Source organism: Microcoleus sp. PH2017_24_DOB_U_A (assembly GCF_020738205.1).
In the GTDB taxonomy this organism is placed as follows: Bacteria; Cyanobacteriota; Cyanobacteriia; order Cyanobacteriales; family Microcoleaceae; genus Microcoleus.
The window spans coordinates 99,325-126,284 of sequence record NZ_JAEQCT010000045.1; the positions used below are offsets into that span (position 1 = coordinate 99,325).

The 26,960-nt window shown below is 44.5% G+C and carries 20 protein-coding genes; 6 read left to right on the top strand and 14 right to left on the bottom strand.

All coding sequences use genetic code 11. The features are described from left to right. Positions 1-61: 61 nt before the first annotated feature. Positions 62-1,381 (top strand): ATP-binding protein, encoded by a 1,320-nt coding sequence (locus JGK07_RS13670; protein ID WP_366516539.1) that lies wholly within the window; start codon positions 62-64, stop codon positions 1,379-1,381. Between the two features lie 113 nt (positions 1,382-1,494). Further along, a complete protein-coding gene (locus JGK07_RS13675; protein ID WP_293204398.1) occupies positions 1,495-2,871 on the top strand; it encodes an ATP-binding protein in 1,377 nt (458 codons plus the stop codon). Between the two features lie 176 nt (positions 2,872-3,047). Here JGK07_RS13675 and JGK07_RS13680 read toward each other — a convergent pair whose 3' ends face one another. Then, positions 3,048-3,833 carry an ion transporter gene (locus tag JGK07_RS13680; protein WP_293175420.1) on the bottom strand — a complete coding sequence of 262 codons (786 nt, stop codon included), beginning with the start codon at positions 3,831-3,833 and terminating at the stop codon, positions 3,048-3,050. A gap of 110 nt (positions 3,834-3,943) precedes the next feature. Between JGK07_RS13680 and JGK07_RS13685 the strand changes: the two genes are divergently transcribed. After that, positions 3,944-5,680, top strand: a complete 1,737-nt coding sequence (locus JGK07_RS13685; RefSeq protein ID WP_293213451.1) for a pentapeptide repeat-containing protein — start codon at positions 3,944-3,946, stop codon at positions 5,678-5,680. Positions 5,681-5,926: 246 nt separating this feature from the next. Here the strand turns inward: JGK07_RS13685 and JGK07_RS13690 are convergent, their stop codons facing one another. Further along, positions 5,927-6,550, bottom strand: a complete 624-nt coding sequence (locus tag JGK07_RS13690; protein WP_293196580.1) for a DUF4276 family protein — start codon at positions 6,548-6,550, stop codon at positions 5,927-5,929. Continuing rightward, the gene (locus tag JGK07_RS13695; RefSeq protein WP_293175426.1) at positions 6,544-7,740 is read right to left on the bottom strand and encodes an AAA family ATPase; all 1,197 of its coding nucleotides are present in this window, start codon (positions 7,738-7,740) and stop codon (positions 6,544-6,546) included. Before JGK07_RS13695 ends, JGK07_RS13690 begins: the two co-directional genes overlap by 7 nt. A 343-nt stretch (positions 7,741-8,083) precedes the next feature. Here JGK07_RS13695 and JGK07_RS13700 point away from each other — a divergent pair, with 343 nt between their 5' ends. Both JGK07_RS13700 and JGK07_RS13705 read left to right on the top strand, forming a co-directional pair. Then, positions 8,084-8,428 carry an NAD(P)H-quinone oxidoreductase subunit M gene (locus JGK07_RS13700; protein ID WP_293175428.1) on the top strand — a complete coding sequence of 115 codons (345 nt, stop codon included), beginning with the start codon at positions 8,084-8,086 and terminating at the stop codon, positions 8,426-8,428. A 397-nt stretch (positions 8,429-8,825) separates the two neighbouring features. Then, positions 8,826-10,007 (top strand): transposase, encoded by a 1,182-nt coding sequence (locus JGK07_RS13705; protein WP_293175430.1) that lies wholly within the window; start codon positions 8,826-8,828, stop codon positions 10,005-10,007. A 61-nt stretch (positions 10,008-10,068) separates the two neighbouring features. On the opposite strand, the gene JGK07_RS13710 is transcribed toward JGK07_RS13705, so the two are convergent. Beyond that, the gene (locus tag JGK07_RS13710) at positions 10,069-10,374 is read right to left on the bottom strand and encodes a hypothetical protein (protein ID WP_293189496.1); all 306 of its coding nucleotides are present in this window, start codon (positions 10,372-10,374) and stop codon (positions 10,069-10,071) included. A gap of 253 nt (positions 10,375-10,627) precedes the next feature. Continuing rightward, positions 10,628-10,828, bottom strand: coding sequence for a hypothetical protein (locus tag JGK07_RS13715; protein WP_293175434.1), 201 nt, complete (start codon positions 10,826-10,828; stop codon positions 10,628-10,630). 285 nt (positions 10,829-11,113) lie between these two features. Here JGK07_RS13715 and JGK07_RS13720 point away from each other — a divergent pair, with 285 nt between their 5' ends. Then, the gene (locus tag JGK07_RS13720) at positions 11,114-13,483 is read left to right on the top strand and encodes a protein phosphatase 2C domain-containing protein (protein WP_293223737.1); all 2,370 of its coding nucleotides are present in this window, start codon (positions 11,114-11,116) and stop codon (positions 13,481-13,483) included. A 557-nt stretch (positions 13,484-14,040) separates the two neighbouring features. Here JGK07_RS13720 and JGK07_RS13725 read toward each other — a convergent pair. The 9 genes from JGK07_RS13725 to JGK07_RS13765 form a co-directional block, all read right to left on the bottom strand. Then, the gene (locus JGK07_RS13725) at positions 14,041-14,736 is read right to left on the bottom strand and encodes a CsgG/HfaB family protein (protein ID WP_293223740.1); all 696 of its coding nucleotides are present in this window, start codon (positions 14,734-14,736) and stop codon (positions 14,041-14,043) included. A 462-nt stretch (positions 14,737-15,198) separates the two neighbouring features. After that, positions 15,199-15,573 carry a DUF1823 family protein gene (locus JGK07_RS13730; RefSeq protein ID WP_293204391.1) on the bottom strand — a complete coding sequence of 125 codons (375 nt, stop codon included), beginning with the start codon at positions 15,571-15,573 and terminating at the stop codon, positions 15,199-15,201. 135 nt (positions 15,574-15,708) lie between these two features. Continuing rightward, a complete protein-coding gene (gap, locus tag JGK07_RS13735; protein WP_293175471.1) occupies positions 15,709-16,740 on the bottom strand; it encodes a type I glyceraldehyde-3-phosphate dehydrogenase in 1,032 nt (343 codons plus the stop codon). A gap of 721 nt (positions 16,741-17,461) precedes the next feature. Further along, complete coding sequence (locus JGK07_RS13740) at positions 17,462-17,770, bottom strand: P-II family nitrogen regulator (RefSeq protein ID WP_293153759.1); 309 nt, start codon at positions 17,768-17,770, stop codon at positions 17,462-17,464. A 4-nt stretch (positions 17,771-17,774) separates the two neighbouring features. After that, positions 17,775-18,746 (bottom strand): sodium-dependent bicarbonate transport family permease, encoded by a 972-nt coding sequence (locus JGK07_RS13745; RefSeq protein WP_293153762.1) that lies wholly within the window; start codon positions 18,744-18,746, stop codon positions 17,775-17,777. Positions 18,747-18,942: 196 nt separating this feature from the next. Continuing rightward, complete coding sequence (locus JGK07_RS13750; protein WP_293175442.1) at positions 18,943-19,677, bottom strand: glutathione peroxidase; 735 nt, start codon at positions 19,675-19,677, stop codon at positions 18,943-18,945. Positions 19,678-20,106: 429 nt separating this feature from the next. After that, entirely contained in the window at positions 20,107-20,748 is a 642-nt protein-coding gene (locus JGK07_RS13755) for a Uma2 family endonuclease (RefSeq protein ID WP_293175444.1), read from the bottom strand. Between the two features lie 177 nt (positions 20,749-20,925). Then, the gene (locus JGK07_RS13760; RefSeq protein WP_293223746.1) at positions 20,926-22,860 is read right to left on the bottom strand and encodes a tetratricopeptide repeat-containing sulfotransferase family protein; all 1,935 of its coding nucleotides are present in this window, start codon (positions 22,858-22,860) and stop codon (positions 20,926-20,928) included. After that, on the bottom strand, positions 22,853-26,944 hold the full coding sequence (locus tag JGK07_RS13765; RefSeq protein WP_293223749.1) for a tetratricopeptide repeat protein: 4,092 nt from the start codon (positions 26,942-26,944) through the stop codon (positions 22,853-22,855). The genes JGK07_RS13760 and JGK07_RS13765 overlap by 8 nt, the downstream gene beginning before the upstream one ends. Between the last annotated feature and the right edge of the window lie 16 nt (positions 26,945-26,960).

Here is a 26,960-nt window from a genome sequence, read left to right on the forward strand (position 1 = left end):
ACAAAATTTAACAGGAGTTTCATCTATGTTGGCTGTGCATCAGATTAGCTCGGAGTTATCAGTGTTACACATACCTGCAATTTGTACTTGGAACATCTCCTTAGAATCAACTCTCCTCGACTTGCCTCTCTACAACTGCCAAATAGAATTAACTCAACAGGCAAAAGAAGTAGCCCAGGCTTTTGAAGAAAATTCCATGCTTCCAGGTGTCATGTTGACAAATATGGGTACTTTTGTCGGCATCATATCCAGGCGTCAATTTTTTGAAAAAGTTAACCGTCGCTACGGGTTAGAAATGTTTTTCAAGCGACCGATAGAGGTATTGTACAGATTTTCCAGGCAAGAGCTACTGGTGCTTCCTAGCAGTAAATTAATAGTAGAAGCCGCCCAGGAATCGCTTTACAGATCAGTAGAATTAGTTTACGAACCTGTAGTAGTCGAAGTGGCACCCCAGACCTACAGACTGTTAGACGTACACCAATTAATGGTTGCTCAATCAATAATTCATCAATTGACAAATAAATTGCTCCACGAACAAACCCAAGCCAAACTTATCCAAACCGAAAAGATGGCGAGTCTGGGGAGGATTGTAGCAGGTGTAGCCCACGAAATTAGAAATCCGCTCAACTGTATTTGGGGAAATTTTACTTTTCTGCTGTCCTATTTTGAAAACTTGCTTCAGCTAATCTCGGTTTATGAAGCAGAATATCCGGAACCGTGTCCCCGAATTGATGCCCTCAAAGAAGAAATAGAATTTGATTTTTTACAAGAAGATTTGCCAGTCACCTTAGAAGGCATGAAGTGGGGAGCCTCACAATTACTAAAAATAGTCAACGGTTTGCACCACTTCTCTCACATGGATGAGACAAAGCCAGTAGAAATAGACATTCACGAATGCGTGGAGATTACAATGTTAATTCTGAAAAATCGCTTTAAAAATGGCATAGAAGTGGTAAGAAAATACGGCGAACTGCCGCTAGTTAACGGTTACTCGGGTCAATTGAGTCAGGTGTTTTTGAATTTGTTAGTTAACGCTCTAGACGCCGTGACAGAGTATGCAGCCGATCGCGAACTAGATACAGAGTGCGCGGATAACTGGCAGCCCCAAATCCAAATTACGACTAAAGTGGTAGAAACCGCAGAGGGCAAGTGGGCCGCCATTGGGATCGCCGATAACGGGCCCGGCGTTACCCCAGAAAATCAGCAGCACATATTTGACACATTTTTTACCACTAAACCAGCAGGCAAAGGCAGCGGTATGGGGCTGGCAATCAGCCATCAAATCATCACAGAAAAGCACGGCGGCAAACTAAAATTGCGATCGCAGCCCGGCCAGCACACCGAATTTGAAATACTCCTGCCGATCGTTGGCAAAACATGATTAACTCAAGAACAGCCTTCAGGTTCGGCCATCCAAGTTAAGCGCGATCGGCTAGCTTAGTAGTTAAGTCCTCATTTTGCTTTAAGAGCGTGTTTCGGCAACTAAAAGTTTCAGTGGCAAATACATTAAGTCCCAAACTCCTCGGCCCTTCACTCTCCGAAGGCAGCCATCAAGATCTTTCCCTAGAGTCTACCCTCCAAGATTTGCCCCTGTATCAATTTCAGGTTAAATCGAGCTGCTTGGCCGTAGTAGTTGCCGAAATCTTTGAACAGAATCGCCCAATCCCGGGAGCCGTATTGATAGAAGCAGGAAAATTGGTCGGGATGATATCCCGCAGACAACTGCTGGAATATTTGCTCAAACCCCAAGGCCCCGAGCTATTTTTGCACTTACCGCTGAAGGTTCTCTACAGTTACGCTCGCGTCGAAATATTATTGCTTGCAGAGAGTACAACCATTTTGGCAGCGGCTCAACAAGCTCTGCGTCGATCGCCCGAATTGCAGTCAGAACCAATCGTAGTCCAAATCGACTCCCAATCTTACCGGCTCTTAGATCCTCACGCACTAAACATCGCCTACTGGCAAATTCGTGGCATAGAAACTCAAGTCCGCTACGAAAGAGCCCAAACTCAAATGATTCAAAGCGAAAAAATGGCCAGCTTAGGTCGTTTAGTCACCGGAGTAGCCCACGAAATTTTAGATCCGGTAGGCTTCATTTGGGGCAATTTAACCTACATCAGCGAATACAGCAAAAACTTAATGCAGTTGCTCTCAGTTTACGACGCGCACTGTACCAATCCCCCGCCAGAAATAGCACAGCTAAAAGAAGATATAGACTATGACTTTTTGCAAAACGATTTCCTCCGAACAGTTACCAGCATCAAAGCCGGAGCCGAACGTTTGAGGAAATTAGCAAGCAGTTTGCAAAACTTTTGCCACATCGACGATGTTTATCCCAAACCAGCCGACTTGCACGCCAACATAGATAGCATACTTTTGCTGCTCAAAAGTCGTTTGACCAGGGAAATCAGAGTAGTCAAAAACTACGGATACCTGCCGCCAGTTCAGTGCTATGCAGGACAGCTAAACCAAGTATTTATGAATATCTTGACCAATTCTATTAATACATTAATTAACGAAGCAGTCGGTCAAGAATTGGCGAAAGAGTTCAAAGGTGGAGTAATAAAAGACTTCGAGCGCCAGCCTCAAATTGAAATCACAACTCAAGTCTGCTGTCCCGAACCTGCGAGTGATTTGGATAAATTACACGTTCGCTGGGTTTCGATTCGCATAGCAGATAACGGCCCAGGAATGTCACCTAACAAGTACAATAAAATCTTAGAATCATTCTCTACCGAAAAACGCGCCCTCAAAGAAACGAGCTTAGCCGTTAGCTATCAAATAGTGACCGGCAAACACGGCGGCGCCTTCAGAATGCGATCGCAATTAGGCACCGGTACCGAATTTGAAATCTTGTTACCCTTAGCTTAAAGAAGTTATTAGTTATTAGTTATTAGTTATTAGTTATTGGTTATTGGTTATTGGTTATTGGTTATGAGTTATTAGTTATTGGTTGGTTCTAATAACCAATGCCCAATGCCCAATGCCCAATGCCCAATGCCCAATGCCCAATGCCCAATGCCCAATGCCCAATGCCCCATTCGCAATTACCTCTTACCATTATCTAACTGAGTGCCGCATATTTTACAGAATTTAGCATTAGCATCATGTACAGACCAACCGCAACCCGTACAAACAGTTTCTACCTGATTAGCACTTTTAACTAACTGCTTGATCAAATCCCCCAATTGCCAAGGAATCAGAGCAATCCCCGTCACAATCATCAAAATAGTCAGAAAACGACCAGATTCCGAAATCGGAGTAACATCACCGAATCCCACCGTAGTCATCGTCACAACCGAGAAATAAACAGCGTCCAAAAAAGTCCCAAAACCTTCAGGATTTTCGGGATGTTCAACTTGATAAATCAAACCAGAATAAACAAAAATTATCGCCAGCAAAGTAAACAGAATTCTGGAAAAAATCACTCCATCTTCGCTGCTGATGCGAAAAACAGAATTTTTCAATTCCAGAAAGCGGATGAGTCTAAGAATTCTAAACCAGCGAAAAATCCGAATAAAACTGACATTGACAAATCCAAAAAAGAATGGTAAAATCACCAGCAAATCGACGATAGAGAAAAAACTAAAAATAAACTTAATTTTATAGTCAGCGCACCAAAGTCGCAGTAAATACTCGACAGCAAAAACAACTAAAAGGGCGGTGTCGAGAGTTTGTAATTTGATTCTAACGGATTGGGAAATCGGATAAGTTTCAGCGATAAAGCTGGCGGAAGAGAGGAGAATTAGTCCGGTAATAATTAAACTAACGGTTCTCCCTGTGGGCGTTTCAATATCTTCTAGATAAAATGCAATTTGTTTCCGGTTTAACATAAATAATCTGTATTGTAGGCTGGGTAGGGACACAATATTGTTGTATCCTCTCTAACTAATAGCTTAAAATATTTAAAGCGCTAATTTCAAATATCAGGTAATTATTGAAGATGACTATCGAATTAACGAAGGGTGACAGATTTAATCTTTCTAAGGAAGCTCCTGATTTCAATAAAGTTGCGATCGCCCTGGGTTGGCAAGTCAGCCAGACAGCACAAAACTACGACATTGACGCATCTGTTTTCATGTTAGGCGCTGACGGTCGAATTCCCGATGAAAAATATTTTGTATTTTACAACAATTTGACATCGCCAGACGGCGCGGTGCGGCATTCGGGAGACAACACAACGGGACAAATCGAGGGAGATGACGAGACGGTTTATGTGGATTTGAGTCTGATCGATGCTGCTGTTGAGGAAATTGTGTTTGTTGTTACCATTCACGAGGGACAGGCAAAGAATCAAAATTTTAGTCAAGTCAGAAATTCGTTTATCCGGCTTTACAATCTCAAGACTGGTAGCGAACTGGTTCGGTATAATTTAAAAGAGGTTTTTTTGCAAGAAACGGCTTTAGAGTTTGGACGTTTGTACAGAAAGAATGGTGAATGGAGATTTCAGGCTGTAGGACAAGGATATAATGCTGGATTGCAAAGTTTTGTGGACAAGTATCATGTTGAGAAAGCAGTTGAGAAGGGCGCGAATGCTGGTGGGAAGGTTGATGATGCTGAGGTTTTGAGGCGTTTTTGCGATCGGGTGGATAAGCAATTGCAGGAAGTGGCTGCGGGAGAGTCTGTTGCTAATCCTGTGAATGCGGATAATGTGGAAGTAGATGGGGATGTAGATAGTTCAGTTCAAGAAAGTCAGGAACCGGCACTGACTGCTGAGGAATTTTGGCGGCGGTGTAGAGACGGAGAACGAGATTTTACAGGCGTTAACTTAGCAGGAGTGGATTTGAGCGGAAAAATTCTGGAATCTCCCATTAGTTTCAGTCAAGCAAACCTGAGTAATGCCAACCTGAGTAATGCCAACCTAGTCAAGGCAAACTTGATTGGAGCTAACCTGCAAGAGTCAAACTTAAGCTCAACCAATCTGCAACAAGCTGATTTGATAGAGGCAAAGTTAAGCAGTGCGAATCTAACTAAGGCAAAATTGGAGTATGCAAAACTGATTCAAGCGAATCTCCGTCAAGCAATATTAAGCGATGCAAACTTCACAGGAGCAAACCTCACAGGGGCAAATCTCAGTGGAGCAAACTTAACAGGGGCAAATTTTGCGGCTGCTAACCTAACTGCTACCAATCTAAATAGTGCTAACCTAACTTCTGCCAATCTAAATAGTGCTAATTTGGCAGGAGCAGATTTAAGCAAATCAAATCTAAACAACGCAAGCCTAAGTGCTACTAATCTGACAGGCGTTGAATTGACAGGTGTAAGTTTTATGGGAGTAGACCTTACGAACGTTAACTTGAAGGTCGCTAACCTCACAGGTGTAAGCTTTGTTGGAGCTAACTTGAAGAGAGCTAACCTCAGAGGTCTTGACCTGAGAGGTGTTAATCTTATTGGGGTAAGTTTGGTCGGATTAACCCTAGATAGCATCAACTTGAGCGGGCAAAACTTAAGGTGGTTCAATCTATGTGGAACTAGCTTGAGTGGTGTCAATTTGAGTGAAGCCGATCTAACTTCAGCAGACTTGCGCGGGGCAAACTTGACAATGGCAAACCTAGAGAAAGCTAATCTGAAGGAGGCTAATTTGGCGGGAGCAAACTTAACAGGAGCAAAGATGGAAGGTGCAAAACTAACGGGCGCAATTATGCCAGACGGCAGAACTTACAAGAGAACTCGCAAATAAATTAATGTGTGTAATAAAAACTTCAATCCTTATATTTCTGGAGTGACGCATTGCGACTAAAGAAACCGGGTTTTTTGCCGAATCTGTCGCCCCAAACCCATATTTTCGCGAAAAAACCCGGTTTCTGGCCCCTGTACTGGATTTAAGCACTGCGACTCTGAGAAACCGGGTTTTTTGCCGAATCTGCGGGCTGAAACGAAATATCTCGAAAAAACCCGGTTTCTGGGCCCTGGCGCGCAAGTCGTTCTAGTTGCCTTGTTCCATTAGTTCGGTGAGAATTCTAAAAATACGATCGCACTCTGAAGAAGCCTTGCGAACTTTGTCAGCATCCAACAGTTCTAACAGCTTGGAAGCGTGCTGTATCTTTTGATATTCGCCTTTCGATTTTGTGTCGCGGGTAGCTGCTTTCATACTTGGTTCTAACAAATCCTTTTCAATCATCTCTACATTCCTATTTTTAGGAATCGCATTTTCTTTAAATCCCTGCCCGTAAAATCTTTTCAAAGTATCAATATCAGCAATCAACCAAGCTTCCATCGCTTGAACCATCAGATAGCAATGAGTGTCATCCACCCCAGGCGAATCCCAATTATCCCTCGACTTCAAATGCTCCCAAGGCGACTGCTTTACAGGTGCTTCTGAGTCAACTAAAAGGATGACAAAGGCATTTGGGTGATCTTCCAAAGCATTCTTAAAATTCCTGAAAGCATGATTCCTAGAACCGCAGAGAATGATCTGCCACTTGATTTTCTTGCTTTGGGCAACCTGCACCAGTTCTTTGAAAAAACTGCTAAATCCTTGTCGGAGCAATTGCTTTGTATTCTTGCCATCGCCGCCACCTTCGATGTAAATGCGAACCTCCTTTACCATCGGTTTCCCCCGATTTCTCCCATCCGCCAGAGGTCTCCCAAACTGTAATTCTCAAGCCATTTTTTTAGTCGATCGCCATCGAGACGGTTCAGGTGACTTCCTCTATCATCTCGATCGCATATTAACACAGACTCAGGACTCAGCGCCGACACTAAAGCATCGGAATGAGTTGTCACAATCAATTGCGTGCGCTGTGAAGCTTCGATTAGCATTTCAGCAATCGCAGGCAAAATGTCGGGATGCAAGCCAATCTCCGGTTCTTCAATACAGATAAGTGGCGGTGGAGTTGGATCTAGGAGTAAAGCTATTAAGAATAAATAACGCAGCGTACCGTCTGATAAACGGGTTGCGGGAATTGGCTGAATCAATCCGGTTTCGCGGATAAATATCTGGACAGTACCGCCATAAATCTTGATACTCAGTTCTTCGGCTGCATCGTAAAATAGTTTTAATTTTTCAATAATCTGCCTGCTTCCTAATTGATACTGTAAGTTGTTTAAAACCAGTCCTAAGTTGCCACCATCTTCTAAAAGTGGATGTTCCGGCAAATCAGTTTGTTGAGCTTTTCTCGATACTGAATCTCTCCCTGTCTGCCAGTTACGATATAAACCTATTTGGGAAAATGTATTACCCAGATATGATAGCTCTGGATATTGTTCTGGATCTTTTCTTTGAGATAAGATTGATTGATCGGGAATGATGTCTTCTCGCCGCAGAGTCCGCAACTTTCTTGTTTGCTCGTTGTCCTCTGTAACGTTGATAACTGGGCGTCCCCAATTATTATGACGGTAATAAAAAAATGGCTCGCTTTCTGAACTATAGCGCGGTTCCATATCTTCTATAGCTTCGTCCACTACCTCAAGTCTCTGACCGGATGTGGTAAAACTAATCTGATAGCGCAGTGGCATCGCTCGTTCTGGGTAATCTAAAATAGCCTCAATTTTTGCTGTAGGAATACCTTTTTCACCTTTCCACAAAAAATCGCTGATGCCTCCGCCTTGACGGATCGGAGCAGGTAAGTCTGTAGGTGTTGCCTTCAACACTCCCATCGCTTCGATTAAGTTAGACTTGCCCGATGCGTTAGTACCGATCAACACGTTTAATGGTTGCAGTTCAATTGTTTCCCCCTCACTTCCATAGGAAAGGAAGTTTTGCAGTTGCAGGGAGTGAATAAATTTCTTGCCTTCCACCTTGTCCTCCTAGGCGAATTCTCAACTATTATACATTGCGAATGCTTTCGTTTTTAGTGTTGAATTAAGTAAGTCTCAAAACTAAAATGTTTGTAGTAAGGACTGAAGTCCTTAAAAATAGAAGGACTGAAGTCCTCACTACGAACCTGACTGCGAACATGAAAATACGATCGCCCTTCCCCCCTTTCCCCCTCTTCCCCTCTCTCTTCCTTCGCGACAAGAGTGCTTACGCGCGGCGCAAGCCTAACACGTCTTCGCGGTTCAATCCTCGTCATCCCAGTCCTTCGCGCATCTCTGTGCCATTACAATAGGTTCAGGAAAAAATCTTTACAAATAAGAACTCATGCAGCTCAAGTCCACCACCCGCCATATTCGCATATACACCGCCATCCTCGAAGACAACGAACTCGTACCCAGCAACGACCTTTTGACGATCGACATTGACCCAGATAACGAACTCAACTGGAACGACGAGTCAGTCAAACAGGTATATGCCAAATTTGACCAACTCGTAGACTCCTACGAGGGCGAAGACTTGACGGAATACAACCTCCGCCGCATCGGTTCGGAATTGGAACACTTGGTGCGATCGTTCTTACAAAAAGGCCAAATCAGCTACAACCTCAACAGCCGCGCTGTCAACTACAGCATGGGACTTCCTCAAGTTGATGCCAAAATTCACCTCTAAGGGGAGACGGGGAGACGGGGAGACGGGGAGATTAAAAAAATCTTCCCTCTTCCTTCTTCCTAATGACTAATGACTGCTGACTAATGACAACTGACAACTGACAACTGACAACCGACAACTGACCGAAATCATCCAGGATACAAGCCCCCGGATTCATCCGTGGAGAAATAAAAAACCTGTATCCGATGAAACTTGCCCCCCGAATTTATCCGTGGGGTCAATGCTTCAATCTAAAATTCTTCAATCTAAAATCTAAAATCGATTGACCGAAGAAATGGGTACAAGCCCCGTCCTTCCTGGACGGCTTTCAAGTCTTAGTCAAGCAGAATCAAAAGCTTCATCGAGGATTCTGAATAAATACATATCCGTTTATTCAGAGGAAGGCTAGAATGGTTTTATGCTGAATTTAACCTACGAGTACAAACTCATTCCGACCGACGCGCAGCGCGAAACCTTCGACCAGTGGCTTGATATTTGCCGCAAGGTCTACAACTTTGCATTGCGTGAGCGAAAAGATTGGGTTAACTCCCGTAAGTGCGATGTTGATTCATGCAGCATCAAGCAGGAGTACATCATCACGAATGATGCACCCCGACCCACTTTTGCTCGTCAGTGCAAAACACTCTTCGAGGCAAAGAAATCAATCCCTGAATTGAAGCTGCCTCATACCCATGTCTTGCAGCAAGTGTTGCGTCAACTCGAAGCAGCGTTTGTCGCAATGTGGGAACGGGGTCACGGTTTCCCTAGATTCAAAAAAAGGATGAGATCGTTTGTCTTTCCGCAACTGAATTTAGAATCCGTGAAACGATTCGATGGTGAGGATTGGGTCAATCTTCCTAAGATTGGTTTGGTCAAAATGCACTTGTCGCGTCCCATTCCTGATGGCTTTGAGGTCAAGCAAATTCGTGTTGTGAAACGCGCATCTGGCTACTATGCGATGCTCACGTTGCAGTGCGATGTCGAAGTCCCTCAAGTTTCACCATCAGGTCACGGACTAGGCATTGATTTGGGGTTGGAACATTTTCTAGCAACGTCTGATGGTGAGTTGATTGATAGACCTCGATTCTTTGTGGATGGACAACGCAAGCTGAAATTGCTGCAACGTCAACGGTCGCGCAAGAAAAAGGGTTCTAGAAAATTTCGTCAACTCCAACATCAAATTGCTAATCATCACGAATACATCTCGAATAGCCGCAAGGACTTTCATTTCAAAACCGCTCATCATCTATGCGACCAAGCGCAGACTGTGTTTGCTGAGGACTTGAATCTCAAAGCGATGTCAGCCGGAATGCTCCGCAAGCACACTCTGGATGCAGGGTTTGGACAGTTCCTCAACCTCTTGAATCATGTTTGTTTCAAGAGGGGTGCATACTTTGCTAAGGTCAATCCTAATGGAACAAGTCAAACTTGTCCTAGATGCCAGACGCACACAGGCAAGAAGGAACTGTCTGAACGGATGCACAAATGCCCTGAGTGTGGGTTTGAAACGAATCGAGATGTAGCAGCCGCGCAAGTGGTTTTGCAACGTGGATATACAGCGGTGGGACACATCGCAGTGAATTTTGGGGAGGGCAAGTAGCATGAGCTATCCTGATGAACCAAGAATCCCCAAGCTGCAAGGCAGGGGAGTTGTCAATAGATCAATCTTCCTCACTCCCCACCGTTTCTGCGTCTTTCCCGCTCTTCTTGGGAGTTACCGCACAATTGGGATCGCGCTGCAAAAACTGTTTTACCGCAACTTGGCGGTTGGTCATAAACTGACCCCAAGCGCCCGGAAATAGCCCATCCAAGGTTTCCACCAGCGCCCATACCTCAAGATTCATCACTTGGTAATAAAAACCGTGAGAATGCTTAATCTTAGTCAGCATTTCGTCTACCTCGACGGTCGGGAGCAGCTTCGGATCGGGCAAATTCTCGGGAATGGTACTGGACTCTTGTACGGGCATGGTTAGTAACTCAACAGCTTGCAGAGGCCGATCGATTTTAAATTTGAGATTTTAGATTTTAGATTGATACCACAGATGAATCTGGGGGCTTGAACTAATATCTAATTTTTTGTGCTGCTTGCGACTCCTGTCGGGGGCTGGCATCGGTATGCGGGTAACGTTAAATTTAACTAGACAGGCGAAACTCAGGCACTAGGCACCGATCGCCCTTCGCGACAAAAGTGAGAATTGATACTTATTTATACCTGCTGGCTCAGGGGACTTCTACGTACCTGCATCCTAGCATTACAGTCAGTTCAAAGTCTCTATTCCCGCTCAAAGTCGCGATTGCTTCGTCCATTGGCACGATCGGGAATATGCTAAAAACATCGCGCCCTTCAGCTTCCTGACTTCGGTTCCGTCGCGCCTGAGTCAAGCTATGAAAGCCGATCGCCAGATTTATCCGAGCGCCCACAAAATGGTAGACTGTTTTTGTCAGTACAAGACATTAAAACTAACTGCTGGACTGGGGGAAAGTCACGCCTAAAACATTATCTGGAGAAATCACAGAGCACCGAAAAGTGCTAGCTTGGTGAGCCTAGGAACCTGAAAAATCAGGAGATTAGCACTGTAAAGTCTTAAGAGTCCCCGCGTGCTGAGAAAGCGGGGGTGTAAAATAATCGCCACGTATCAACCCATCGAGGTTCAAGCGCTAGAATAGTTCAGATCAGCACTGGGCCCAAAGGCGTCAGGAACCCTTATGCAAAACTCTGTGCCAAAACACTATTTGTGGGCTGTAGGTGAAGGGATCAAAGCTTGTAAGCCGGGCGATCTGATCGCGGGTCGCTATTTGCTCAAGCGCGATCGACTTCTTGTCGATACTCAACCGGAACAGTTGCCGGAAATGCCCGAAGAGATTCCGAGTTCGATCGCTCCTTATCTGAGACTGTTTGCCTATCAGTTGCACGTACCTCAAGTATACGGACTGGTATCGTCCCGGCTCAGCAAGCTCTCGGGAGATATCTGGCTGCTGGAAAACGCACCTATTTTAAAGGTGACGGAATCATTAATGCCGGAATTGGCGGACACCTGGAAAGGGGCAGCCGCCATGCGACAGCTCAATTGGCTGTGGCAAATTGCCAAAGTTTGGCAGCCGTTTATCGCTCAGGGCGTGGCTGCGACGCTGCTGACTCCGGAACTGCTACGGGTGGAAGGGCAATTAGTTCGGTTTTTGGAATTGCAGCCCGATCCCAAACCGCCTAGTTTGTCGCAATTGGGCAAATTGTGGCAGCAGTGGATCGATGATGCTCACCCCGCAATCGCCAATTTTTTGCGACAGCTTTGCCAGCAAATGGTGGCCGGTCAAGTGCGCCACGGCGAACAACTGATGGGCCAATTGGATAAAGCTTTGGCAAAATGCGGCCGATTTTACGATCGGACTGTGGAAATTGCCACGGGCACGGATGTCGGTAGAGCGCGGGCTCACAACGAAGATGCTTGCTATCCGCCCGATGGTACGGTGTTTGCCGGAATTCCGGGATCGGAAGCTTGTGCGATCGTCTGTGACGGTATCGGCGGACAAGACGGCGGCGAAGTCGCTTCGGAATTGGCGATTACTGTGCTGCGGGACAAGTTGCTGCAAATGCCCCTGCATCAAGCTAATTGGGACCCGCTGAGCCTGACTTCCAAGCTGGAACGGGCAGCTTGTGCTGCTAACGACAAAATAGCGGGTCGCAACGACACGGAACACCGCCAAGGCCGCCAGCGCATGGGTACTACCCTGGTGATGGCTTTAGCGCACATTCACGAGCTCTATGTCGCCCACGTGGGAGACAGTCGGGCTTACTGGATTACCCGCACCGGCTGCTATCAAGTTACTCTCGATGACGATGTGGCTTGCCGCGAGGTACGTTTGGGCTACTCCCTCTATCGGGATGCTTTGGAACAAGTGGCCGCCGGAGCTCTGATTCAAGCTTTGGGCATTACTTCTTCCAACACTCTGCACCCGACGGTGCAACGTTTTCCGGTGGATGAGGATTGCGTTTTGCTGCTGTGCTCCGACGGTTTGAGCGATAAAGACCGGGTTGAGCAATGTTGGGAAGAGGAGATTTTGCCGATTCTCGACGGTAGCATTACTGTGGCGAAGGCGCGCGATCGACTGATCGAGATTGCTAATACTAGAAACGGTCACGATAATGTCACTGTAGCTTTGATTCACTGTCAAGCACATTTGAGGGAAGAAAGCAATACTTTGACAGAATTGTCTGTCGCACCTTTAGAAGTGCCGATGGAACTAATTGCTGACAGCGAGGATATGCCAACCGATTTGACGGAAAGCCCCAGCCTTAGCGATACGAATTCTGAAGTGAAAACGCAGTTAGTACGATCGCCCGACAAAGGCAAAAGTATATTTACGCTGCTGGTAAAAATAGTATTTTTGTTGGGTTTGGGGGGTGTATTTGCTTATTTTTTCATTCCTCCGGTGGGTCGGGCGATCGATACTGCCGGGGAGTCGCTTTTTGGGAAACGCCATTTAACTAATCCTATAAACGGGCCGGGGAAAACAGTAGAATCTGTACCTACTGGGAGCAAATCTTTAGAAAAAGGGACTTTTATAGAGATTAAAAGTTCTGCGACTGGGGAATTAGACCCATTGGGCGATCGCTTGAATTTGCGAGTCGCCATCGGTGACTCGCCCATTAAGGGAACAGTCCCCGCGGGCAGCATTTTGCAGGTAACAAACAAACAGCTTACGCCTCAAGGCAACTGGCTGGAATTGAAAGTTTGTTCTATTCCTGAAATAGGGCGATCGAACTCTCCCAAGCCCAAGTTAAATAAGGATTTTTCTAATGTTTCAACACCAGCAGTCAGTCCATCTCCGGCGGTAGCAAGTTCCTCGCCATCTCCGGCGGTAGCAAGTTCCTCGCCATCTCCGGCGGTAGCAAGTTCCTCGCCATCTCCCACTGTTAAACCAACAGTGGGAGTAGAAAGCGCCAAATTGCAAGCGGGGGAAATCGGATGGATTCAAGAACAAGATGCTGTTTCTCAGGTAGCAACTAATCCGAGTCCCAACCCGAATCAACAGGGGAAATGCGCTGTTGCTTCTGACTCAAATCCCAAAACTAATTAAACTGTTAAGGCTTGAGTTTCAGTTGACAGTTGACAGTTGACAGTTGACAGTTGACAGCTTGAGGGCTACCTCTCCATAAAAGGAAGAGGATTGAAATAGTGAATAATTTTGTTTTATTTCCCACCTAAAAGGAGGAGGCTTTAAACCCATTCTTCTTGGTAATCTTTTTCTAAAAGATGAGGTGTTCGACGGTAATGCTAAATAGTAATTGGTAATTCGTAATTCCTTGTGCCTGTTAGCTTTGTCAGTTTTGTGGAGATAAAGACGCTCTTCGTACTATCAACCACTCACAAAAATTGTCATACTTCATGGAGAGTGAGAAAAGCTATATGTTGAGCAGATGGGATGAAGTTACCAATAAATATTACATGGATCGAGCCGATTTCACTAACAATCTTTCATTGATATCCACAATATCTATAAAGCGCCCCCAGCGAGCGAAAAAACTTTCTAACAGGCAATTGAACCGACATGATATGAAATAATTTTAGATTTTAGATTTTAGATTTAATTATTATATTATGCCAAATCTAAAATCTAAAAAAGTTGGAAACTTATTAGCCTAATTTCTTAGAGACTTCTGCAAGTTTAGTTACCATTTGGGCTACGGCTTTGTCAACTGCTGCGCTCAAAAGTCCATCTTCATTGCTACTCCCGGAGTTGCCGCCAATGCCTCTGACAGAAAAATTGGAATCGCTTTGATCTGCTTCTCCTACTGCTTTTGCCGTGGCCAGAATGTCTCCGGAAGCTGTTCCGATTAACCGCACGTCTATTTGCACAGTAGCTTTGGTTTTTTGGGAACCGCCACCGATACCCATGAAACTGCCGCCGCCGGATTGTTTGTCGATATTAAACTTGGTAATGGTGCCGATGAGTACGGCGTCAACTCCTAGTTTTTTGCCAATTTCGGCTGCGGTGCCGGCATCCATTGAACCGCTGCGATTTTCTTGTTTGAGGACTTGTTCGAGTTTGCTGCGATCGACTACTGTGTAAGTGCCGTTGTTGACGAGTTCGTTGATTAGGAGTTCGCTGATGCCTTTGGCTGCGCCGACTCCCCTGTAGGAACTGTAATAGCTGTTGGTGGTGCCGTAGTCGAAGTCCATGACTACGAGGCGCTTTTTGGCGGTAGCTTGGGCTAGTTGGGTTGCGGGTTTGATGTTGGCTGGTGTGGCGATCGCATTTACTGAAACGCCGACTAGCATGAGGGTAGCTAGGGAAATGCTGGTTAAGCGAGATATGGTGGTTGTTTTCATGAATTTTTCCTCACAATGGTTTTGTTCCGACTCTAGAATAGTGCACGGAACCGCCGGATGTCAGGGTTGCGGGTGATTAATGTTGGTGTGGGCGATAGAGTTTTACTTTATTCTGACGCTAAAAATCTTTAATTTTTGTTAATTAACGGCAGATAAAAATAGAAACTGAGCAAGACTTTGATCAATGTTTCAATCCCTAATATTCGATACTTTCTTAGGATCGCGAATTAAATAATTTACACAAGCTTGTGGGATGGGCGTGCCGCCCGTCTATAAAGAACGGGCGGGACGCCCATCCCACAATCATTAAAATTATAAGTTATTTAATTCTTATTTATTACCAGAAAGAATTGGTTTAAAGCCCGAAGCCCGATCGGGGAAAAATTAAAATCAGACGATTCATTACTCCAATCCTCGGACTTCCATGTCAACTGTCAACTGTCAACTGTCAACTGTCAACTGTCAACTGAATGAAGCCCCAGCCTCCAAAAAACCCATCAACCAATTAGCCATCGTCGCCCTGCGAGTCTGTCTCGGCCCGAATTCCCCAATCTTATAGCCCTTAAATCCCAATTTTTCCTTCAGCAACTGCTTGTTTTCTGGAAGAGTCGATCGCGTCAATTTCACCGTCGCAGGCCTAGAATCAATAAAATCCGGCGGTTCCGGATAATCTTCGCGCCACTCGCTAGCAACATCAGCGCTGTTCCACTTACCAGTCTGGGCATCAAAGCGGTAGCCTAGATACAGCCAAACTAATTGGTTGACAGCAGCATCGTCCATTTCTTCGTTGAGGATAGCCCAAATAGTTTCGTTGTTCAGCGGTGGCAGTTCAGACATAATTCGAGTTGGAGTGCGATCGACAATAACAACAATTTAACCTATGGCGGTCTACCCATATCGTAGGTTCGGCGCGGGAAAATCTCGATTTATTCGTCCTCGCATTCGATCGCCCCGCCGAACCACCCTACAATACTACTTACCCAAAATTCCGTCCTTCTCGGCCATCGAGATCATCAAATCAATGACGCGGTTAGAATAACCCCACTCGTTGTCATACCAGGAAACGACCTTAAAAAACTTAGAATTCAGTTCAATTCCCGCACCTGCATCAAAAATGCTCGATCGGGCATCGCCCTGAAAATCCGTCGAAACCACCGCATCCTCAGTATATCCAAGAATACCTTTCAGTTCGCCAAGAGAAGCTTTCTTCATAGCTTCGCAAATTTCTTTATAGCTAGTTTCCTTCCCCGTTTTGAAAGTAAGGTCAACCACAGACACATCTGGAGTCGGCACACGCAAAGCCATACCCGTCAATTTTCCTTTCAATTCCGGCAACACCAAACTAACAGCTTTCGCCGCACCAGTCGAAGAAGGAATAATATTTTGAGCCGCACCGCGTCCTCCCCGCCAATCTTTTTGGCTGGGCCCGTCTACAGTTGGCTGAGTAGAAGTCATCGCGTGAACAGTCGTCATCAAACCTTCTTCCAAACCAAAATTATCATTAATAACTTTGGCAATTGGTGCTAGACAATTAGTAGTGCAGCTAGCATTAGAAACAACAGTATCTGTGGCCGGGTCAAATTTGTGGTGGTTGACGCCTACTAGAAAAGTTGGAACTTTTTCTGGATCTTTAGTCGGTGCGGAAAGTATTACTCGTTTTGCTCCCGCCGTCAAATGTTTTGAACCGCCGTCAAAATCCGTAAACAATCCGGTAGATTCTACAACATAATCCGCACCAGCTTTACCCCACGGCAATTCAGTCGGATTTCTAATCGAAGTGCACGGAATAAAACGTCCGTCAACGACAATCCCGTCTGGTTTCCCTTCAACTTCGCCGTCATAAATACCGTGGGTAGAGTCGTATTTGAAAAGATAAGCCAGGTTTTCTGGCGAAACTAAGTCGTTAATACCGACAAATTCGATGTTCGGGTTTTTGATGCCGGCACGCATGACTAGCCGTCCGATGCGACCAAATCCGTTGATGCCGACTTTTAATGCAGCCATGTTTAAACTCCTATTGAAAATATCGCTAGTCGATCGCGCGATAGCCTGTTGTGGCTTAGAATTTACCACGCTAACGGATTTGGGCTACTGATTCTTTTCTATATCTTAAGAATTCTGAATTTGGTGCGGGCGGCGAAATGCAATTAATCCTGAAATGACCGCTGGCTAATGACCGATCGCTGATGATTTTAAAATTGTAAAATTGCTATAATCAACACAGATTTTTATCACATTATCGTTGATTAAATTACTCTAAATTAATTAAAAAAAACTTATGTAAAAGCTCAATCCGATTTTATGTAGGAGCAATGGCCGATTTTGATAATGTAAAATGGCTATATAGCGGTTCTCAGAAAAATGAGGTATGTTGTTGGGCTTCAGCCCTCTTAGTTTAAGAGTTATGTGGGCTGTCAGTTATACCTCATCTTTTTGAGAAAGGCTATATATTCAGAAACCCGGTTTATTAAATAAACCGGGTTTCTAATGACAGTTGGTAGTTGGCAGTTGGCAATTGTTATTTGTTATTTTTGAATATAGCGATTCTCAGAAAAATGAGGTATGACTGGCGGCTTGTATAACCGCTTAGACAAAGAGGGCTCGCATCCCAACAACGTACCTCATCTTTTTGACAAAGACTATATCTGCCAATAATCAGTAACTACTTACTAATAACTACAGTCAACAGTCAACAGTCAACAGTCAACAGTCAACAGTCAACTGACTACCCAACGCACTTAGTAGTGAGCAATTCCACTGCATCCGAAATAAAACAAGCCCCACCAAACTTATTTAGCACCGGTCTAATATTTTCTGCAACTGCCGATATTTTATCGGGCTCGCAGAAAGCCAGCACATAAATATTATCCAGCATACTCATTGCTAAATCGTCCGATTTGCGTCCCCTAGTGGTTTTGCCGGCGACACCGCGAATCACCGAATAACCAGGGACGCCAGCTTTGTCTAAACCGTCTAAAATCTTTGGGAGCTCCACCGAGTTCGCAAAAATTTCTATCCTTTTAACTGCGTCCATAAGTTCACATCCAAAACATATTGATTGCGTATAAATACATGGGAATGCCTACAACGATGTTAAACGGAAACGTCACTGCTAAGGCTGTTGAAATGTAAAGGCTGGGGTTAGCTTCGGGAACTGTCAGCCGCATTGCTGCTGGTACTGCGATGTAAGAAGCACTCGCACACAATACCGAAAATAACAGGCTATCTCCCTGCGGCATTCCGATTAATTTTGCTATCAGTAAACCAACTGCTGCATTAACTATAGGAATTAGGATTGCAAAGGCGATCAGGAAAATTCCTGTTTCTTGCAAATCTTTAATTCTGCTAGCAGCAACCAGACCCATGTCTAGCAAGAAAAAAGTCAGAACCCCGTAAAACAAATCTTGAGTAAACGGACTCATAACTTCCCAACCGTGTTCTCCTGTCAGAATGCCCATAATGAGGCTGCCGACTAGCAGAAAAACTGAACTGTTGAGGAAGGCTTCTTGCAGCACTTCTGACCAAACTATTTCGCGTTTTCCTTCCTCTCCACCGAAGACACTTACCAGAATTAGACCGACGATAATTGCAGGGGATTCCATTAATGCTAGCGCTGCTACCATGTAACCGTCAAAGTCGATTCCTAGTTCTTTGAGGAAGGAAGTTGCGGTGATAAAGGTGACGGCGCTGATGGAACCGTAGGTGGCTGCGATCGCCGCGGCATTGTAGGAGTCGAGTTTGATCTTCAGTATGAAGAAAGTATAAACTGGTACTAGCGCTGACATCAGCATCGCTGCGAAGATTGTCAGGGCGACTTGCTGGTTGATTCCGCTTCGGGACAGTTCGACGCCGCCTTTAAATCCGATCGCAAACAGCAGGTACAGCGAAAACAGTTTCGGGATGGGCGCAGGAATTTCTAAGTCAGATTTTAGGAAAATCGCCAGCATTCCCATGAAAAATGCTAATACTGGTGGATTTAAGATATTTGACGCTACGAGGCTTAAATCCACGATCGTTCACTCCCATTTCTGATTTTTTTAATATTACTTCACAAATAATTGTTACACGAGAATGGATCAATGGTGCGATCGAACTCTGGGAATGGCGATATATATTCCTAAAGACGGTTGCAGGTTGGCAGCGTACACCTACAACAACAGAGTAAGGTGTGCGCTGCCAACCCGCAGCCTAAGTATTTTTCCCTAACTAAGCAGTTGCCAAATAAGACTCTAGAGCTTCGGAACCGCCGATCAACTTGCCGTCGATAAACACTTGCGGCACGGTTGTAGCGCCAGTCACCGCCCGGAGCGATCGGGTTGTGACATCCCGGCCCAAGACGATTTCTTCATAATCCAAGCCCTTTTCAGTCAGCATTTTCTTAGCCTTGGCGCAGAAAGGACAGCCCATTTTTGTAAACAGCGAAACTACCTTCGGCTTAGCTGCTGCGGAGTTGATGTAGTGCAGCATCGTCTCGGCATCGGAAACCTTGAAAGGGTCGCCCGGTTCCTCCGGTTCAATAAACATTTTTTCAACCAAGCCATCTTTGACTACCATCGAATAACGCCAAGACCGCTTCCCAAAGCCTAAATCAGTTTTATCTACCAGCATTCCCATGCCTTCGGTAAACTCACCGTTACCGTCGGGAATTAACGTCACATTGTCTGATTCTTGGTCTTTTGCCCACTCGTTCATTACAAAAGTGTCGTTGACGGAAATACAAACGATTTCATCTACGCCATTTGCTTTGAAAACTTTGGCCAATTCGTTGTAGCCAGGGAGGTGCGTTGACGAACAAGTGGGAGTAAAAGCTCCCGGCAGAGAAAACACTGCTACAGTTTTGCCTGCAAACAAATCATCGGTGGTGACATCCACCCACTCGTTGTCCTTGCGAGTGCGAAACGTGACTTTGGGTACTCTTTGACCTTCGTGGTTCGTCAGCATGATTTTGAATCCTTCGGTACTTGGGTTAAATTCCTTTGCTTGTTATAGCGTACTCATAACGAGTATGACTTGTCAAGGGCAGTGGGTTTTTTCTTGGGACTGCTGGGTGCGCGCGAGTCAGTTGCTCGTCTTTGCGACAGCTTGGCGATCGAGCAGGGTGCATCTGGCTTTTGGCAAATATGTTTGTAGGGGCGAAGCATGACCGTAGTCAATATGGGATGATAACTAATAACTTATATGCGGTCATGCTTCGCCCTCTTCAAAGGTGAGATGCACCCATGGATAAGATTGAAAAATTGCTGTTTAGGAATGAAAATTAAATAACTTACATTTTTTATTGTTCTTGTGGGATGGGCGTCCCGCCCGTCCAGAAAGGACGGGCGGGACGCCCATCCCACAAATATGTGTAAATTATTTAATTCGCGATCCTTAGTTCGATCGCAAATTTCGCCTCCATGCCTTTGCTGCTGCTAGCGGGTGAGGATTTTTGACACATTCTGTCAACATCTCGATATCAAGTTCTGGTAGCAATTCGCTGTTTGCGATCAATTCATAACCGCAGTTTGATACAAACTCAACCGGAATCTCTTCTCGCAAATGGTAGATCGAAAATCTCTCATTTCGCCAGAACCAAACCTCTCGCACATTCAACCTTCTGTAGAGTTCTAGTTTATTGATGCTGCCACTGGTAACAATCACTTCAATTACCAAGTCGGGAAATTCTTTATCTGTGCCAATACAGTAAGCTTCATCCGGTTCCGTACCGCCACTTTTTTCCTCTTGCCGCAGAGTTGTAGACCCAAAAGGGAAATATTCAATGTCAGCTTCTACAAAATAAATTTCCAGCAAATTCCCAATGCGAGTTTTACCATTTTCATGGCGACGAGAAGGTGACATAATTTCTAAAAGCCCATCTAAATAAGTAACTCGATATCCCGCAGCATCTCCAATTCGATTTAGCACTGTATCGTATTCTTCCCAGTTCACCCTATCCGTGATGTAGCGCTCTTCAGGATCTTGGCGTTGGAGTGCTTGTTGTTTAAGTAATGTATCTAGCTCGATTGTCAGCATTAGTATTACCTCCTTACAAGTTGTTCTAATTTTAGCAGACGGCGGTTAAAACCGCATCTACACAAACGATGTCTGCCTCCGCAGACTGAAGAGAACAACCCAAATTTAATCGCCTTTTATTCAACCTGCGGAGGCAGGTTTTGTTTTTATAGACGCGGTTTCAACCGCCGTGTTATCTTATTTCCAATCAAATTTCCGCCCCAAATACTCCTCTAATTCCTGATTGTAAGGTTTAAAATAATCACTCAACAGTTTGCGAACTGACTCATTTACCCGCTGATAAGAACCAGGATTAGCATTTTGGTATTCAGACAATTGATATTCCGGTAAATCTAAAAATGCTAAAACTTGCTGTACAGTCGCCGCCGCACCTGCATACAAATCTTCGCTTTGCAAAACTAACAACTGTTCTCGGGGGAAGAAAGCCAGCCAATTTTTAATAAATTCTATATACCTGCCGCGAGCTAAGTAATTCCCAGGTTCTTCGCCGATGATGTATTCTGGGTTTTGATTCAACCGTTCGATTTCGTCGCTAATTGCCCGATCGAGCGATCGCCCTTCCCAGTTTAGGCCCTTTAAGCGGTAAAAATGAGAAATCGCGCGATCGACCGGATTTCGCAACAGCACAATCAGCTTTACCTCTGGACACGCGCTGTAGAGACGTTCCGGCGCTTCCCGAAAGTCAAAATAGCTCGGACTTGCCTCACCCGTTATAAATTCCCCTCCCTGTGGCATTGGGGGAAAATGGGCCCAATACCAATCAATCCCTCTGTGGAAGTGCCAGGAGAAAAAATCCATCTCCTTTTTAATTGGAGTCAAAATTTGCGGGTGTTCAGCTAAATAAGTATACAGAGAAGTCGTCCCGCACCGCTGAGAACCAATAATTATAAACTTAGGAAATTTGACTGGTTTTAAGTTCCAATTTTGTGGCACAGGCATCTTGCCTGTCTCTGTATTTTGTGGCACAGGCATCTTGCCTGTCTCCATATTTTGTGGCACAGGCATCTTGCCTGTCTCTGTATTTTCTGCCACAGCTACATTGCTTGTTCTTTTATTAATAACAGATGCAAAAATTTGTTTGTAACTGACAGTTTGATAACAGCTAATCGCCTCAGCAATTTTGCCTTGCCTCGTCAAAACTTCTCCCAAATTCAAATAAGGCCAAAAAGCCTCCGGTTGAGCATCAACAACTTCTCGGCAAAAGTTCTCAACTCGATCCAGCTTGTTTTGCTCAATCAAAACTTCCCACAAATTGTAATAAAACCACCAAGGAAGATCGGGATTTATTGCTATTGCTTGCAAAAATGCCTCCGCCGCTTCCTCCCCATATTTTTGCTGGCTCAAAACCGCACCTAAATTGTAATAAGACCAGCAATCATCCGGTTTTTGGGCGACTGTGGCGCGGGCTGAGGCTAAAAGGCGATCGCACTCGATGGCTTCGCTAACGCACTTTTGCTGCTCCTGTAACAACCGCTCCAAATCTGCTGATGACACCCCACAATCTGGGATAATTGTCAAGATTGTTTGGTAAATAATTGTTGCGCTTTTTGGGCGATCGCGCTTTGCTAAATTCTTTCCTAACTGTAAATAAAACTGCAAATTTTCCGGTGTAACTTGCAATTGAAATTGTTGTGATAATGACTTTGAGTCAGACTTTGTTTGTCCGAGAGCATATCCAAGCTTCTCGTAAATTCCCGGCAAATTTCCGTCAATTTGAATAGCTTTTAAATACGCGACAATAGCTTCATCCCACTCTTTAAGTTTAGTTAAAGCGTTGGCTAAATTGTAAAAAGACCAAGCAAAATCTGAGTTGAGTGCAATCTCGCAGCGGTAAGCAGCGACAGCATTCTCCCAGCATTCGAGTTTCAGTAAAGCATCACCCAAATTATGATAAGACCACGAAAAATCTGGATTTAACTCAACAGCTTTTTTGTACGCCGCGACAGCATCCTCCCAGCGTTCTAGTTTCAACAAAACATCGCCCAAACTGTGATGAGACCACGAAAAATCTGGATTTAATTCAACAGCTTTGCGGTAAGCAGCAACAGCATCATTAAACTCACCGCTTTCTTGCAAGGAATTACCCAACTTGTGGTAATCGTGACTATTCATGCACCACTCCTGCAATATTCATTAACTTCTCTAGCGAGTTCATATCCACCCGCATATCTTTATGTCCCGAATATTTATGAGTTTGGTCATCAAACAATTCAGCAATTAAATAGTAATGTTCCAACTCACATAAATTACTAATAGTCCAAAAACAAGTTGGCACATAAATCGGAGAAAAAATCTCAATTACTTTAGTTCCCGGAGTGCAGAAAACTAAATTAGTCAATCCACCTCCGTGGGGTGCGACAACTACCTCAGCCGCAGCCAAACAGGCTGCTTGTTCCGCTACCGACATCATTTCTAACTTAACTGTACTAAACCCAATTTTTTCTAGATAGGCGACAACCTCTTCGTCATTGACTATTCGCCGATAGGATGCTCGATTTCGACTGATATAAATTCGTTTTGAATATTTTGTATTTTGGGAATTATCTTGATTTAAAAATATTCGTTTCAGATATTCGCATTTCCATTTAGAGGTTCCCGAAGCACCATCACAAATTGAAGGAACTATTAATTTGTCCGCTGTAAAGTGAGGCAGGTAGCGACTTTCTAAAATTTTATCTAGTGGAATTCCTAAAGTATTTAAACTTTCTTTTTCATAGGCCAAATCGCAAGCATTGATAACAAACTTATCAATAGTGTCTATCAATCCGCAGCGCTGCAAAAGCTCGAACCGTGTAACCACATCAAACATCCAATGAAAATAAGCTGCGCCTCCCCAGCGAGCGGATAAAAAAGCTACATTTCCCTCGATGTGTTCGACGGGAGACAATTTGTCGGATGTTATTACCAACTCAGGACAACCCATTGAAATATCGGTAACAAGTTTATTGTCTGAAGTGATGACGGCGGTAGTAGCAATATCTGCCCAAGCTCGTCCTTTTGGTATGGCAGCAACAAAAGATTTTTTGATATAAAAGATTTCATCTTGCCAACATTTGCTGTTGCTATGGATTGTTCTGGAATCGGATAAATTGATTTCACTTGCAGGATAGATGTCTGTGCAAGTAATCCCTGGATCTGAGTCTGCTGCAATCACTAAATCATCTGTAAATCCACAGTATTTTTTGAGAAAACTTAACGGCAAAAAATTATAGCCAAGTTTGAGGAGGTCGGCTTCATTCACTTCTCCTTTTTGTTCTAAAGCATATGTTAGATGATAGTAAACTCCAAACAAATCGGGTTTGATTTGCAGGGTTTTAACAAAATTAGATATTGCCCTATCCCACTGCTGTTGTACCATTAAACTCAAACCCAATCCTTCGTAACACCAACAGGATTTTGGATCTATATTGATGCCTTGCTCGTAAATTGCGATCGCCCTTTCGAGTTCCCCTTGCTCCCGCAGCGCATCGCCCAGCTTCTTGTACAGCCAACTGTGCTCGGGTTCTAGCTCAACAGCACGAGCAAAAGCAACCGCTGCTTCTGACCAATTTTCTAGTGATTCCAGAACTTCCCCCAAACTATTGTACAGCCAACAATCATCGGGATTTAATTCAATAGCTTTGCGGTAAGCCGCGGCCGCCTCTTCCCAATTTTCCACTGCAATTAAAGCCTTGCCCAACCTGTCGTAAGACCAACAAAAATCGGGATTTAACTCAATTAACTTGCGGTAACTAACAACAGCCTCCTCCCACTCAGAAAGCTCCATCAGCACATCGCCTAAATTGTTGTAAGTCCAACAAAAATTTGGATTTAATTCAATGGCTTTGCGGTAAGCAGCAGCAGCTTCGCCGTATTGCTCAATCACCTGCCAAGTTTCGCCCAAAAAGTGGTAAGACCAGCTAAAATTAGGGTTGAGTGCGATCGCCTGTTGGTAAGCCGCCGCACCTCGCTCGAACATTTCTTTTTCTTGCAAACTTTTGCCCAACTTGTGGTAAGTTGAGTAGTTGCCAGACTTAATTTTAATAGCTGTTTGATACCGTTCGATCGCCTCATCCACATAACCTGCATCTGCCGCAATATTCCCCAACTTTTCCCAACCCAGAGACAAAAGAGTTTGCTCCTCGCCCAAACTTTCATTGCCGATTTTTTTAACAATCAGTTGATAGCCTTTGTGGACTAATTTTAACTGACTTCCAAACATCTCCAGAAAAACATCAATGCCGATTTTAGTATCTTGCTCCGGGCTGTCGGGAAACGTAAACTGATAATCGTCAAAAATCATCAATCCCCCAACTTTCACCAACCTCCAAGATAAAATCGCATCTTGCAGAGCGCTGGTGGGTTTGTGACAGCCGTCAACGTAAGCAATATCGTAAAATTCTGAATCCAAGTTTACTAATAAATCTTGAGAGTAACCTTCCAATTCAATTACCTTCTCACCAACCCCCGTTTTAACAATATTGCCCTTAAAAGTTTCTTGAAAATATAAATCGATGCAAGTGATTTTGGCAGTCTGATGAGTTAAAATATTATCTAGCAGCCAGCAAGCCGACATTCCTTGAAAACTACCGATTTCCACCACTTGAAAATCTGCAATTCCTGTAAGCGGCTGCAAGTGCCGTTGCCAAATAGGAATATTGTGGGTAAACCAATCTTGAGTAAATTGATAATCTTTCTGTGCACACTCAGGCCAACCCCTCAATGCGCTCGCTTGTTGATGGCAAACGATCGCTTCTTCCAATTCCCCTAATTGCGGTAAAATATTGCCTAAATCATTGTAAGCCTTAGAATTAGTCGGATCGATCGCAATTTGGCTGCGGTAATTAGCAATTTGTACGTATAACTCCTGTTGTTGCGCGCGAACTTCCTTGAGTTGCGCGACAACTTCCGCAGCATTGGGTTCAATCTGCACGGCCATGCTATAAAATACGATCGCACCTTCGAGCTGCTTCTGTTTCGCTAAACTATTGCCTAAATTTATAAAAAAATCAGCTCCATCTAACTCAATTTTTAGCAATTTATGGAAAAATTCCCCGCTACCAAGTGCCTCAATACCTTGACAGAAAGTTGCGATTGTGCTGTCTAACCCCGATTCACTGCGCTTCCGCAAAACATATCCCAACCTCTGATTAATTCCTCTCAAATTAGGTTCAAGTTGAATCGCGCGCAGGAAAGCAGCAACAGCTTCATCCCAGGATTTTTCGCAGGTTAAGGCAATTCCCAAATTGCAATAAAACCAAGGAATATCTGAATTTAGTTCGATCGCTTTGCGGTAGGAAATAACAGCTTCTTGCCACAGCTTTTTGTGAGCAAAAGCTTCTCCTAGATAATTATGCGCCCAATAGGAATTATTATTAATTGCCAGAGTCTGGCGGTAACATTGAATAGCTTCATCAAACTCACCTTTCTGCACAAAAACATTGCCCAAACCAAGGTAAGCACGAGCATAATTAGGATTGAGTTCAATGCTTTTGCGGTAACAGGCGATCGCCCGATCGCCTTCTCCTCGCTCTGCCCAAGTTTGACCCAAGCTGTGGTAAGATTCAAAAGAATCTGGATTGATGGCAATGGCTTGTCGGTAATTGGCGATCGCCTCATCCCACCGTTTCTGTGCGACCAGCATTTCGCCCATATTGTGATAAGCTGTTGCCAGTTGCGGGTCTAGTTCAATTGCCTGCGAATAACACTCAGTAGCGCGATCGAGCTTTCCCAATTCAACTAAACTATTTCCCAGAGTGACGTATTCCTCAGCCGTTGCCCAATTTGGCTCGATCTTGAAAGCTTGATACCAACAGTCTGCCGCCTGTGCTCGCCGATCCAACTGCATCCAAATTTTCGCCAACAGCCGATAAGCCGCGGCAAAATTCGGTGCTAGGGCGATCGCTTTTTCACAACTTGCGATCGCCTTTTCCCACTGTTTTCCTTGAGAATACAAACTGCCTAGATTAGCATACACTTCCGGCAAATTCGGATTGCGATCCAGTGCCGCTTCATACCACTGTTTAGCCTGCTCGACTTCACCTTGAACCTGCATTACCTTCCCAAGTGTCTGACAAGCCACCGCCAAATTCGGTTCAATTTTCAGCGCTGACTCGCAAGCAGCAACTGCCTCATTCAACCTTCCTTCAACCAAATAAACTTCTGCTTGCCGATTCAAATCAACCGCTGCTTTTTCCATCTTCTCAATCGAGGGCATAAATAAACTTACTCCA